The sequence below is a fragment of the Pseudomonas sp. NKUCC02_KPG genome (genome assembly GCF_019345465.1).
GTDB lineage: Bacteria > Pseudomonadota > Gammaproteobacteria > Pseudomonadales > Pseudomonadaceae > Aquipseudomonas.
Genome location: NZ_JAHKRC010000005.1, coordinates 299,923 through 313,174, shown reverse-complemented (window position 1 = coordinate 313,174; position 13,252 = coordinate 299,923). Strand labels below are relative to the sequence as shown.

The 13,252-nt window shown below is 56.5% G+C and carries 9 protein-coding genes, 2 tRNA genes and 1 pseudogene; 8 read left to right on the top strand and 4 right to left on the bottom strand.

Annotation, left to right across the window (positions count from 1 at the left end):
- Positions 1-5 precede the first annotated feature (5 nt).
- Positions 6-704 (bottom strand): molecular chaperone, encoded by a 699-nt coding sequence (locus KO536_RS09430; protein WP_219261711.1) that lies wholly within the window; start codon positions 702-704, stop codon positions 6-8.
- 66 nt (positions 705-770) lie between these two features.
- Positions 771-1,352, bottom strand: coding sequence for a fimbrial protein (locus KO536_RS09425; protein WP_219261710.1), 582 nt, complete (start codon positions 1,350-1,352; stop codon positions 771-773).
- Positions 1,353-1,538: 186 nt separating this feature from the next.
- On the opposite strand from KO536_RS09425, the gene KO536_RS09420 reads away from it, so the two are divergent.
- The 3 genes from KO536_RS09420 (at position 1,539) to KO536_RS09410 (ending at position 5,463) form a co-directional block, all read left to right on the top strand.
- Positions 1,539-4,793: a hybrid sensor histidine kinase/response regulator gene (locus tag KO536_RS09420; protein ID WP_219261709.1), complete on the top strand. Its 3,255-nt coding sequence runs from the start codon at positions 1,539-1,541 to the stop codon at positions 4,791-4,793.
- Positions 4,794-4,873: 80 nt separating this feature from the next.
- Positions 4,874-4,949, top strand: a tRNA-Phe gene (locus KO536_RS09415).
- Between the two features lie 169 nt (positions 4,950-5,118).
- Complete coding sequence (locus tag KO536_RS09410; RefSeq protein ID WP_219261708.1) at positions 5,119-5,463, top strand: cupin; 345 nt, start codon at positions 5,119-5,121, stop codon at positions 5,461-5,463.
- Positions 5,464-5,598: 135 nt separating this feature from the next.
- Here the strand turns inward: KO536_RS09410 and KO536_RS09405 are convergent.
- Positions 5,599-5,675 (bottom strand) — tRNA-Met (locus tag KO536_RS09405).
- A gap of 172 nt (positions 5,676-5,847) precedes the next feature.
- Here KO536_RS09405 and KO536_RS09400 point away from each other — a divergent pair.
- A complete protein-coding gene (locus KO536_RS09400; protein WP_219261707.1) occupies positions 5,848-7,065 on the top strand; it encodes an MFS transporter in 1,218 nt (405 codons plus the stop codon).
- A gap of 87 nt (positions 7,066-7,152) precedes the next feature.
- On the opposite strand, the gene KO536_RS09395 is transcribed toward KO536_RS09400, so the two are convergent.
- Positions 7,153-7,692 (bottom strand): RNA polymerase sigma factor, encoded by a 540-nt coding sequence (locus KO536_RS09395; RefSeq protein WP_219261706.1) that lies wholly within the window; start codon positions 7,690-7,692, stop codon positions 7,153-7,155.
- 263 nt (positions 7,693-7,955) lie between these two features.
- Here KO536_RS09395 and sctW point away from each other — a divergent pair, with 263 nt between their 5' ends.
- From sctW to KO536_RS09375, 4 genes and pseudogenes are all read left to right on the top strand, one after another.
- Positions 7,956-9,062: a type III secretion system gatekeeper subunit SctW gene (gene sctW, locus KO536_RS09390; RefSeq protein WP_257622859.1), complete on the top strand. Its 1,107-nt coding sequence runs from the start codon at positions 7,956-7,958 to the stop codon at positions 9,060-9,062.
- On the top strand, positions 9,059-11,152 hold the full coding sequence (gene sctV / locus KO536_RS09385) for a type III secretion system export apparatus subunit SctV (protein WP_219261705.1): 2,094 nt from the start codon (positions 9,059-9,061) through the stop codon (positions 11,150-11,152). Before sctW ends, sctV begins: the two co-directional genes overlap by 4 nt.
- On the top strand, positions 11,149-12,069 hold the full coding sequence (locus tag KO536_RS09380; protein WP_257622858.1) for an FHA domain-containing protein: 921 nt from the start codon (positions 11,149-11,151) through the stop codon (positions 12,067-12,069). Before sctV ends, KO536_RS09380 begins: the two co-directional genes overlap by 4 nt.
- Positions 12,066-13,160 (top strand): annotated as a pseudogene (locus tag KO536_RS09375) (FliI/YscN family ATPase); the annotation flags it as partial. The gene KO536_RS09380 and the pseudogene KO536_RS09375, both read left to right, overlap by 4 nt.
- Between the last annotated feature and the right edge of the window lie 92 nt (positions 13,161-13,252).

Here is a 13,252-nt window from a genome sequence, read left to right as displayed (position 1 = left end):
AGTCATCAATGCGGGGTAACGGGAGCTGCCTTGACCGTGCTGCCGTACTCGTTGATGTAGCTGAGGATCAGCGTGTCGCTGTTCTTGATGGCCGTGCCGGTGGTCACCGTGCTGCCCGGCTTGATCACTTCGGGTATGTCTTTGCTGGCGGTGTTGTTGATCAACAGCTCACTGACCACAACGTTGAAACCCGACGGGTTATGCACTGTCAGTTTTCCACCTTGCGTACCCCACTGAAGTTTCTCTACCGCTTCGGGCAATGTGCCTTTCAAGTTTGCGGGGCGATAAAACAATTTGATCGTGGTCTTGAGTGCGATTTGCAGCACGTTTTGATTGCGCTGCTCTTCACTCTTGGCCGGGATGGCTTTGACATTGAGCAAAAACAGACTTTCTTTATCACTGGGCAGGTTCTGCGCATTGGTGGCAATCACCCGCAAAATGTTCTGGCCCTTGGCGTCCAGGCGAAACAGGGGTGGCGTGACAATAAATTCGTCCGCGCTTGCATCGCGATTGTCAAACGGGCTTACCCACGACTGAACCAGATAGGGCACGCCGTCATCGCCCGAGTTTGAAAGTACCAGGTTGGCTTCCTTCTCCTTGCTTTGATACACAACGCGCGTGGAGCCCACATTGACGCCTGCCTGAACCTGAGGCAGCCAGAAGCCAGCTGCCAGAGCCAAAAAGGCTGCAACTTTTAAACGCATGAAGGTGTCCTCTTGTTAACGCCAGAGCTCGCGATAAGCCGCGAGCTCTCTCGTTAAAAACATGAATTACTTGTAGGTAACGTCGAAGCTGGCCAATGCGTTGACTTTACCGGTACCGATACCACGTACACCTTGGGTGTCTTCCGAAGCTTCGGTGTCGGCAACCAGACGTACATAGGACGCGGTGAAGTCAAAAGTGTTGGACTGTGGACGCAATACGTAATCGTTGCTGGCAGTGTTCAACGGCAACTTGTTACCTGTACGGGCATCGTTGATCTGGATGCCGACGCCGCTCACCTGGTTTTCACCGGTCATGCCCAGCACGGTTGCATCAGTGCCGGACTGCTGGCCGCTAAACTTGATGGAAGCGTTTTTCAGGGTTGAACCGCTGCAGTTTTCCAGCGAGATCGAGAACGGTGTGGCACCCGCAGTGGCGACAGCGCCTACGGTGTTCGGGAAGTCGGCGATGCGAACCTGACCCATATCAACGGCTTTTTTCACGCTTTCGCTGTTGATGGTGCAAGCGTTGTCGTTGATGGTGCCAGTGAACTCAACCTGGCCATCAGCGGCTTGCGCGGTAGCGGTAGCCATGACGATCAGTAGTGAAGAACCACAAAGCGCAGTGTATTTACCGATTTTTTGAAACATGTGAGATGACCTCTACAGACGAGTGATGTGTGTTGCTCATTTTTTTTGCCCCCTCCTGTTCACGGCTTGCCACAGCAGGTGCTAAACAGAATGCAATTAGAAGTGGCTGAACCCCATCAGACGATTCCTGTTCTGGCTGTCTCTGTATCCTTGACCGGCAAAGTTCCTGCTAGAGCGGCAATAACCATGAAGCAAGAAAAGGCACGTCTTGGTGCATTGGCACTGAGCTCACTGCGACTGAACAAACTGCTGCTCCTGCTGACCGGGCTTGCCCTGCTGTTGGTGAGCATGAGTTATTGGGCTGTTAACCGGGTGTTGAAGGAGGAGGGCGAGAAGACCGATTTTCACTTCGCACGGCTGATGGAAAGCATTCATGAACATGAAGCCTTTTTACGTATTGCCGCACAGAGCTACAGCCAGTCCAACGAAAACCTGCTGATAGACAACCGGCCAAGCTCGCAACTGGCGCTCATCCGTCAGGGGGATGAGCGTTTGTTCCAGAACCGCGACACGGCCAAGTCATTGCCCTTCACGGTGAGCCAGCGAGACAGGTACACCCATGAAGATATGCAGGGTGTTTACTCGTTTGGTGTGCAGTTGACCGACCTGTTCACGGCTTACTGGTCTGATTCACACTATGTGGCACCGCAGGTATTTGTGTTTTCTCCCAGCGATCAATTCACTATTGCGGTGCCCGGAATTGATGGCACCCGGCAGTACCCCATACTTCTCAAGAACAACTTTTTCGACGTGACCAAGCGTTTGTACGATGAGCTTGTAGCGCGCAGCCATGAACTCCGCGGTGATGAGCTGATCTGGTTAAGAGCCCCACAGGGGCTGATTCAAAAGCGCAGGTACATTGTGGGCGCTATCGGTCTTAACCTGTCCCGTCACTTTATGCCGCCGGGGGGTGAAGGCAATGACTCGGTCATCCTGAGTGCCTTGCTGGATGTCAGCGACATCAGTGATCTGGAGCGTTTGTTGATGCACCCTACCAACAGTCGCCTGACTTTGATCTCGCCTGCGGGTGATGTATTGCTGGGTGAGGTTCAGGATGTCGAGGAGTTACCGCTGGGCTTGAGCATCACCCGCAACGGTCTGCGCTTCAAGTTGAGTTCGGGTGGGGCTATGCCCTGGATCGGGTTGTATGCAATCAGCTATCAGAATTTTTTTGGCTATGCCAAATGGCCTTTGGCGGGAGCCGTTGGCCTGCTTCTGCTGTTTGTATTGATTGGCTGGCGCGTCAACCGCTGGTATCGCATGAAAATTATCGAGCCCGCACAGCGGTCCAACAAATCCCTGACTGAAAGCGAAGAATTCAACCGGGTCATGCTTGATAACGCACCCGTAGGCCTGTGTGTGGTTGAGCGCGGTACCGGGGTCGTATTACTGGAAAATAAGCGGGCGCAGCAATGGCAGGGAACACCTGAACTCATTGCCTTGTTGAAGCGCGATTATGGTGAACATGAGTTGGGCGAGATACAGCTTGAAGTTTCGGGACGTCATCTTCAGGCTTGTTTCGCCTTCACCCGTTACAAAGGCAAAGACGTAGTACTCTGCGGTTTCAACGACATCACCCGGCATGTGGATGACGCCAACCTGATGGAGCAGGCACGTCGTTCGGCCGACGAAGCCAGCAAGGCTAAAACCCTGTTCCTGGCCACCATGAGCCATGAGATTCGCACGCCTCTGTATGGGGTGCTTGGCAATCTTGAACTCCTTGAACTAACGCCTCTGAGTGAGCGCCAGCATGAATACCTGCACACCATTCAGCGCTCATCAGCGGTGTTGTTTCAGTTGATCAGCGATGTGCTGGACGTGTCCAAAATCGAGTCCGGACAAATGGCGGTCGATGCTCAAACATTCAGTCCTCTGGATTTATTCGAAGATTGCGTGCGCAGTTATTCGGCTGCTGCGAGCAACAAGGGATTGAAAATATTCGCCTGTGCCGACGCGACCTTGCCACCACTCTTGTGCGCAGACGCGGTGCGTATCCGGCAAATCATCGACAACCTGCTAAGTAACGCGATCAAGTTCACCGAGACCGGCTGGGTTGTCTTCAGGCTCAAGGTGGTCGGTATTGAGCACGGCCAGGCGTCATTGCAGTGGCAGGTTTCCGATACCGGCGTGGGGATCAGCGAGGAGCAACTGACTCGCCTGTTCAAGCCCTTTTCTCAGGTGGGTGGCAGTGAGCGTGCAGGGGGGGCCGGGCTGGGCCTGTCTATTTGTGCCCGACTGAGCGAGATGATGGGTGCCACGTTGCGGGTGGTCAGTGAGCCGGGGCTGGGCAGCAGTTTCTCGTTGCATACGAACTTGCCGGTTATTGCAGGCTCGCTGGATAACAGCGCCGATATTGACCTTGAGGGTGTGAGTGTCTATGTGCGTACTCCGCGCAATGATATCGGACAGCTCCTGGTTGATTGGTTAAGCCGTTGGGGCGCGCGTGCTCAAGTATTTCCGGCAACGGATACCCCGGACAGCCAGGCCATTTTGCTGGATGTTGATCCTGACCCGCAGCTCTCGCTGCCCTGGTCGGGTGAGCGTGTGATTGCAACCGAAACGGGCCGCAGCCAGCCGCAAAAGACAGAGCGTGGCTGGGAGATCAATGCCTATGACATTCGTGCCATAGCCAGAACGCTGATGCAGGTTGCACACGGCACCGTGCAACAGACGATCTCCAGTGTGCAGCGACCTCTTGCACGCCTGGACCTGAGCGTTCTGGTGGCGGAAGACAATCCCGTCAACCGGGAGATTCTCAAAGAGCAGCTTGAGGCGTTGGGCGTGCGAGTGACGTTGGCTGAGGATGGTGAGCAAGCCTTGTTGCGCTGGAATGAGGCGTCGTTCGATTTGGTGATCACCGACGTCAATATGCCCAGGCTCGATGGCTATCAGCTGACACGCCGCTTGCGAGAGCTTGACCCTCTGGTGCCGATTATTGGTGTCACAGCCAATGCGATGCGAGAGGAGGGAGAGCAATGCCTGAAGGCCGGGATGAATGTCTGGCTGGTCAAACCGCTGAGTCTGACAACCTTGCGCCAGACCTTGTCAGTCTACTGTTCTCAGTCAGCACAACCGCAGCCGCCCACGTTGCAGGCTGTCGCAGAGGTTGTGCAAAAGGATGATCTTGAAGACTGGATTACGCTTTCACCGAGCATGCACCGATTGTTTATCACTACCATGCATGAGGATCTGGAACAGGCACAGTTGGCTTTGCAAGAAGCCAATACATCGAAATTGCTCAATCATGTACACCGTATGCATGGCTCTTTTGCCACGGTAGGTGCCGTTGCCTTGGCGGCGGCCTGTGATGAGTGCGAAGTCGGGTTGCTGCGTGAGCCCTTGAGTGCAGAGTCTGCCAGCAGAATCCATGCGTTGTTGAAACGCTTGCACCGTGCAGTGTCCAGGCTGGTTGACGGGGAGTTGTATCCCAACGGCGAATAATCGTAACCGATGGTATTCATTGATCTTTTTTTATTTGTTGCTTGACGTCTCTGCTGTAAAGAACGTTTAATTACGGCCTTGCCCAGATAGCTCAGTCGGTAGAGCAGGGGATTGAAAATCCCCGTGTCGGCGGTTCGATTCCGTCTCTGGGCACCACTACATAGAAAACCCCTGATGCCTGATGGCTTCGGGGGTTTTTTGTTTTTGGCCGCTGCAGTTATTGGCCGGCCTGTCCCGGTAACCCTTTGTCGCCTCGCTACTCATCACGCCTTTTTAGGGTGTCTACTTCCAGTGCGGCTTTTGTCTTTGCCAAGAGGTGAGCGCGATGAGCAACGAACGGATGGCACCTGAAACCAAAGGCGTGACGGTCAAACTGCTTGCAACGATTGATCTTGGCCCTGAGATCGAAGGGATGTCGGGGCGCCAGCTTCGCATGCGGATGGTGACGATTGAACCTGGCGGCGTTTTTGGGCCGGTTCATAACCATATAGACAGGCCCGGCACCGTCTACATCCTGCACGGCGTAATCACTGACCATCGTAATGGCATCGCCAGGGATTATGGCCCGGGAGTGGGCTGGCCCGAGGACAGGCACACCACACACTGGCTTGAAAACCGAGGGGTGATTGAGGCAGTGGAGATTTCTGTCGATATCGTCAGGCAGCCATGAATGTATGCCTGACAGTCGGGATGATTGCGCGCGAGCATGGCGCGAAAAACTAATCCCCCAGACACAAGAAAGCCCGCACTAGGCGGGCTTCTTGTTGGTTTCATGTTCATCTTGCGATGTAGTGAAACCGGTGTTTGGTGGCTACACAGGGACTTGAACCCCGGACCCCAGCATTATGAATGCTATGCTCTAACCAACTGAGCTATGTAGCCAATGGCGCGCATTATTCCCTCGTAATGGACATGTGTCAAGCAAATATCTTAAAAAATCTTTGTGCTATCAACTGCTTAAGGTTTTGGGCGGCTTTGGATGGCAATATCTTGTAAAAAAATGGCACATTGACGTACCTGCAAGCGCGCATTCACCTGTCGTACGGAAGCTCAAATGGCTCTTAGCAACGCTCAAACAACTACAACCGCGTCCCCTCCAGTTCCCCAGTCCAGCCCGTTAGTCATGCGCATTATCGGCGCCGTGGCGTTGGCGCATCTGATCAATGACCTGATCCAGGCGGTACTGCCGTCGATCTATCCGATGCTCAAGGCCAAATATGACCTGACCTTTACCCAGATCGGGCTGATTACCCTGACGTTCCAGATGACGGCTTCTCTATTGCAGCCGTGGGTGGGTTACTACACCGACCGTCATCCCAATCCGTTATTGCTGCCAGCCGGTATGGTGTGCACCCTGATAGGGATTTTGATGCTGTCCCAGGTTGGCAGCTTTCCGCTGATCCTGCTGGCGGCAGGGCTGGTCGGGGTTGGCTCTTCAACCTTTCACCCTGAAGCATCCCGCGTGGCAAGGCTGGCCTCAGGCGGGCGTTACGGCCTGGCGCAATCGACCTTTCAAGTGGGTGGCAACGCGGGCTCGGCCTTCGGGCCGTTGTTGGCTGCGGCCATCATTATTCCCTATGGCCAGGGCAATGTGGCCTGGTTCGGGCTATTTGCGCTGTTCGCCGTAGGGCTGCTGTATGTCATTAGCCGCTGGTACCGCAACCACTTGAACCTGTTCAAGCTCAAGGCCGGGCAGAAAGCGACCCATGGCCTTTCAAAACGGCGGGTGCTCGGTGCGTTGGTGGTGCTCGGCCTGCTGGTGTTCTCCAAGTATTTCTACATGGCGAGCCTGACCAGCTACTACACCTTCTTCCTGATTGAGAAGTTCGATGTGTCGGTCTCGACTTCACAGCTGTATCTGTTCCTGTTCCTGGGAGCCGTTGCAGCGGGTACGTTCTTTGGTGGGCCGATAGGCGATCGCATCGGACGCAAGGCGGTGATCTGGTTCTCGATACTCGGGGTGGCACCGTTCACGTTGATGTTGCCTTATGCCGACCTGTTCTGGACCAGTGTGCTCAGTGTGGTCATCGGCTTTATTTTGGCATCTGCCTTCTCGGCTATCGTGGTGTACGCCCAGGAGCTGGTGCCGGGCAATGTGGGAATGATTGCGGGTATCTTCTTTGGCTTGATGTTTGGCTTTGGCGGGATCGGTGCCGCCTTGCTCGGGCATCTGGCTGACATTCATGGCATCGAGTACGTCTATACCCTGTGCTCATATCTGCCGCTGTTCGGCGTGCTGGCGATTTTGCTGCCGCGAACGAAAAAAATCTGAATCGGTAGTAGGGGGGGCCACTCCCTGGCCTTTCTGCACGCTAGCCCTCAACCATGGACCTCTCTGTGCAGATGTCCGTGGTGAGCACTAGCAGTGGGTGGCTATCTTGAGCTGCTCCCGGGCCCGCGAGATGCGTGAACGAACCGTCCCTATGGGGATTTCCAGAACATTGGCCGTGTCGCGATAGCTGCCGCCGCTTTCCAGCGACGCGTACAGCGTATTGCGCATTTCGGTTGGCAGCCGGTTGATGGCCGTGAGGGTCAGTTCAAGACGTCGACGGATTTCGAACTGACCACCCGGGTCGCTGGCGCAGTGCTGCTCAGGGCAGAGCGTCTCGTCGAACTCGCAATGTACCGGCCTGGCGTACAGCCGGCGAAAGTGATTGCGAATCAGATTCTGGGCAATGCCGCACATCCATGTGCTCAGTGTTGCCTGGCCATTGAAGCGGTGTTTGCTTCGCCAGGCCTCCAGACAGGTCACTTGAAAAATATCGTCCGCATCCTCGGGGTTCAATACGCGCTTGTGAATAAACGCTTTCAGTTTTTTCTGGAGCCCGGTCGACAGATCAAGGGGGGTGGCAGAAGAGGTCAAATGGGGAGGGGAGAAAACATCATCAAGGCGATTCATTATTTATCCTCAGGTGAGCGCTATCGAAATGATTTCGACGAAGGCCTCCTAAGCACCGCCTGTGCCAATCAATGAATTAACTGTATGTGATTGTTTTTTAAGGGTTTTAATTTTCATATTGCACACATGCTGTGCTGAAACTTGCGTGGCCTGTCCTGGGCTTGCGCCAACTTTTTCAAAAAAACATGTCAGCTACGCGCCGGGGAACCGTTTGCCCGGGGCCGGCCACACAGGACATCGAACCTTCCTGACTTGGCATCCCCATGAAATTTGACGGACGAAACGACGCCGTGCAGGCACTGAGCTCGATGCTCTCTTCGCGGGCCGTTCAATTTCAGACGCCGCAGTCGTCTCAGCAAAGCGCCGCCGAGGAAGTCGGCATGCTGTTCAGTCAGAAGGTCGAGAGCAGCAGCAAGGAACTGAGTCAACGCAAGCTGCGAACGCTGGATACTCAGGTTCAGAGAATTCAGGGTATTGAACAACTGAACGAACTCTATGAGCAGTTGGGTCATCCGGGCCAGCTCAGCCTGGGGCAACTGGCCCGGCAAGTTCGTCAGGAGCTGTTGTCAAAGCCGGATGTCGAGGGTTTGCTGACGTTGACCGGTGGTGATCCTGCTCGCACCCACGTCGTACTGCAGCACGTGACAGATCAGGCCCTGGCACGCGGGCGTGAAACTGAAGCGGCGCTGGCGCGTGATTTTCAAGAGCAGGTGCAAGCCCGCTATCACCCGCAGATCCAGGCCGGGGTGAATATCGCGCTGGCGCTTAAAACGGCCGATGGCGATGCCGCATTGCGACAGGCGGTTCGTGTTTTGTATTACACCAGCGTTGTGGTGAAGCAATCGCTGGTGAGCATTACCCAGGCGCTGCTGGGGCTGTTCGGTGAAGAGGGGATCAGTGCCGGGCTGAGCATGATGAGACGAGCGCTGGCGGATGATCTTGCGGCCTACCGTCCCTCGGTGCCGACCATCAAGCTGCGAGCTTTGTTGCTCGGTCTGCAGGGTTGCAGTCAACTGGGCAGTGCCTTGGGTAACTGCCGTCTTTTTCTTGAGCGTTTGCCATCCCGTGAACGTCAGGCCGAACTGTCGGCCGTAGCCCTGATGCAGCGCCTGTTGGGATACGCGAGTACGGACATTGACGCCGAGGAGGTTCGAAGCCTGAGCCGGGAGTTGGGTGGCGCCAGGCTGTCCAGCCAACTGGTCTCGCTGAATCAACTCTACCCGTTGATTCAGCACCTTCCCTTGGTGCTGTGGAGTGATCCGGAAAAGCGCCAGACCACCTTGCAGCTTTTTTTGAGCCTGATGGGTGAACACACTCAGGCCGAAGGCATTGCCCAACTGAGGCCCGGGTTGTCGAGATACATTCGATGATACTCGTCCAATGGCTCAATAAAGGCCTGGGCCGCGTTGCAAGTCCGGGAGAGGTGCTCGGGGCCATCGTGGTCCTGGGGATGGTGTTTATTTTTATCGTGCCGCTGCCGACCTGGATGGTCGATATCCTGATTGCGGTCAATATCTGTATTGCCTGCCTGCTGATTGTTCTGGCGTTTTACTTGCCGAGTCCTTTGGCGTTCTCTTCGTTTCCTGCACTCCTGCTGCTTACCACGATGTTTCGTCTGGCGTTGTCGATTGCGACGACCCGGCTGATCCTGATGGATCAGGATGCCGGTGACATTGTCGAGGCGTTCGGCAACTTCGTGGTTGGGGGCAATCTCGCCGTCGGGCTGGTGATCTTTCTGATCATCACCATCGTCAACTTTCTGGTGATTACCAAGGGCTCGGAACGGGTGGCCGAGGTGGCGGCGCGCTTCAGTCTGGATGCAATGCCTGGCAAGCAGATGTCCATCGACAGTGACTTGCGTGGCGGATTGATCAATGGTGCGCAGGCTCGTCACAGGCGCGATGAGTTGTCTCGGGAAAGCCAACTGTTCGGGGCAATGGACGGCGCCATGAAATTTGTGAAGGGGGACGCCATCGCAGGCTTGGTCATTGTTGTGATCAACATACTGGGCGGGTTTTCCACCGGCATGCTGCAACACGGAATGAGTGCTGCCCAAGCCATATCGCTGTATTCAGTGTTGACCATTGGTGATGGCCTGATCGCGCAGATTCCGGCGCTGCTGATTTCATTGACCGCAGGCATGATCATCACCCGTGTCGCTCCCGACGACCAATCCCCACGCAGCAACATCGGTACGCAGATCGAGCAGCAAATAACCGGCGAACCCAAGAGCTGGATAATCGCATCGGCGGGAATGCTGGCGTTCGCTGCCTTGCCCGGGATGCCGACCCTGGTTTTTGTCGGTATTGCCCTGGGCACCTTTTCGCTGGGGCTTTACCTGTTGCTGCGCAGCAGCAAGGTCGAGGAACTGCAACCGGTACAGGTGGAACAGATTGCCCCTGAACAAAACGGCGAAGAGGATCTGAGAGTGTTCGAACCGTCGCGCCCTTACTTGTTGCAGTTCGCCAGCGCACATCAGCATCAGGAGCGCACCACGCAACTTATTCACGGGATTCGTCAGGTGCGCAACAGCATTGTCACGACTGCCGGCTTGACCCTCCCTTCCTTTGAAATCGAATACAGCGCCCTGCTGGCCGAGGATGAATTCCGCTTTTGTGTTCACGAAGGGCCAGTGCTCAAGGCAACCTTTGGTGACTGGCTGGCCGTGGCGCGGGACAGTGTCGACCCGCACCCCCCGAGTGCGTTTAGAGGCAGCGAGCAGCGAGATGAACTGGACTGGCTATGGCTGCAACCCGACGACCCGCTGCTGGCCCGGGAAGAGGTCAGGTCGTTCAGTGCCCATGCCTTGATTCTCGAACGCATGCGCCAGGCCATGATGATCAGCGGGCCACGGTTTCTGGGGATCCAGGAGAGTAAATCGATTCTCGGCTGGCTTGAACAAAGCCAGCCTGAGCTGGTGCAAGAGCTGCAACGCATCATGCCGCTCTCTCGATTCTCTGGCGTCTTGCAGCGCCTGGCCAGTGAGGGAGTGCCCTTGCGCGCCGTGCGACTGATCGTTGAAGTACTGACCGAGCACGGCCAGCACGAACGCGAAGTGATCGCGCTGGCGGATTACGTGCGGATCGCCTTGAAGTCGCAGATCTATCACCTGCACAGCCAGATCGATGGTCTCCATGCCTGGCTGTTTTCACCCCACACCGAAAACATCTTTCGCGAGGCCTTACGCCAGACCCAATCCGGCGTGTTCTTTGCTCTGGACAATGAGCACAGCACGCAGCTCGTGCAATTGCTCAAGGAGGCCTTCGAGGCTCGTAAACGCGAGAAAAGCGTATTGCTGGTGGCGCATGACCTGCGCAGCCCTCTGCGCACGTTATTGTTCGATGAGTTCAACCACGTGCCGGTCATATCGTTCGCCGAGTTGACGGGATCGGCCAAGGTCAGGGTGCTTGGCCGATTTGATCTGGAATACGAAGGCCTGCTGCGCGAGGTCGAGTCTTGAGCCTCGAACCCTGTGAGCCCGACGTGCTGTTCGAATTGCGGGTGCTGAGCGGTTTGCATCAGGGCGCTGCGTTGCCATTGTTCGGCGAGCAGTGGTGTATCGGCGCTCATCAGGAGGCCGACCTGGAGCTGTACGACCCCGGGATTGCAGATCGGCATGCCCGGTTGACCCGCGTTGACAGTCGATGGATTGTGCAGGCGCAAGAGGGGTTGTTGCTGGATGAAACTGGAGCGACCCTGGCGCACATTGCCAACCTGATCCCCGATACCGAGTTTTCCATTGGCGGTATTCGACTGTGCATCGCCAATGCACAAAGTCTCTGGAGGGAGGCGCCTGCAGCCATGGCTTGTGTGTCGAGCCAGGCCATGCCCGAACACAGGAGAACACCGCCCGAAGGGCGCATGGGGAAATGGTTGCTGGTCACCCTGACAGTGCTCGTGCTGGCCATGGCCGGGTTGGCCATATCGCCTTCCGGCACGGTGCCGCTTCCCGCCCCTAAGTCCTCTGCAGTCAGTGACAAGCGCCCGCTTGCGACGGTCCATCAGGTCCATCAGCAATTACTCAGCATGTTGATTGAGCGCGAGCTGAGCAATCGCATCACGCTGGAGGTGGCCGCAGATCAAATCACTCTGCGCGGGGACGTTGCTCAAGAGGCGCTGGCGCTGGTTTCACGCATGCTCGATCGCTTTGAGGCGCAGTTTGAAACATCAGTTTCGATCATCAACAAGGCGCGGGAAATCAGTACCGCGCTGCCCTTCAGGATCGTGCAGGTAATTGGCGGCAAACGGGCACATGTTGTTCTGGCAGACGGGCGTCGGCTGTTTTTCGGAGATGAGACGGACGGCGTGCGGTTGACGGCGATCGACAATAATCGCCTGCTGTTTGAGGGAAAACAGCGCTATGAGGTGAGCTGGTGAGCCCCGGTGTCGAAGAGCGTCTTGAGCGCTGGCGACAACACCAGTGCGCAAGGCTGGCGAACGTTTCACCGGTGAACGCCTGCGGTCGCGTCCTGCGGGTCAATGGCATGTTGCTGAAATGTCGGTTGCCCCAGGCCCGGATAGGGGATTTATGCCAGGTCCAGACATCGGGCAACGACTGGATACTGGCTGAAATCATCGGCTTTGATCAGCAGGACGCAATGCTCAGTGCTCTGGCAGGACTGGAAGGCATTGCAGCGGGCGCGGCAGTTGAACGGCTGGGGAGCACGCATCAGGTTCGTGTGGGGGATGATTTGCTGGGGCAAGTGCTCGACGGGTTTGGCCGACCGCTTACCGGCCACGGCCAGGGAGCCTTCGCCCGACCGCCTTGCATCGATGCCAGTGCGGTGGTGTGCGAGGCGCCATTGCCCACTGAGAGGCCGCGTATCTGGCGTGCATTACCCACAGGGGTGCGGGCAATCGATGGCGTATTGACCCTGGGCGAGGGGCAGCGGGTGGGGCTGTTTGCCGGTGCCGGTTGTGGCAAGACCACATTGCTGGCTGAAATCGCCCGCAACGTTGATTGCGATGTGATCGTCTTTGGCCTGATTGGCGAACGTGGCCGCGAGTTACGTGAATTTCTCGACCATGAACTGGACGATGGATTACGTGCCAAGGCGGTGCTGGTGTGTGCGACCTCGGATCGTTCAAGTATGGAGCGGGCGCGGGCAGCCTTGACGGCCACCGCTCTGGCCGAAGGTTTTCGGCGCAAAGGCCAGCGGGTTTTATTACTGATCGACTCCCTGACGCGCTTTGCCCGAGCCCAGCGCGAAATCGGGCTGGCTGCAGGCGAACCGTTGGGGCGGGGCGGGTTGCCGCCATCGGTTTACAGCATGTTGCCGCGTTTGGTGGAGCGTGCGGGCCTGACCCGGGACGGCGTTATCACCGCCATTTATACCGTGCTGATCGAGCAGGACTCCATGAGCGACCCCGTGGCAGATGAAGTTCGTTCCCTGCTGGACGGGCACATTGTGTTGTCTCGAAAACTGGCAGAGCGCGGCCACTACCCGGCGATCGATGTGCTGGGCAGTGACGCGGGCGCCCTGTTGAGTTTGTTCGGAGAGTGCCCGGTGGTTTTGGCCGATGGCATCAATGATCCGGACTCATGGTTCTGGGCTCTTTT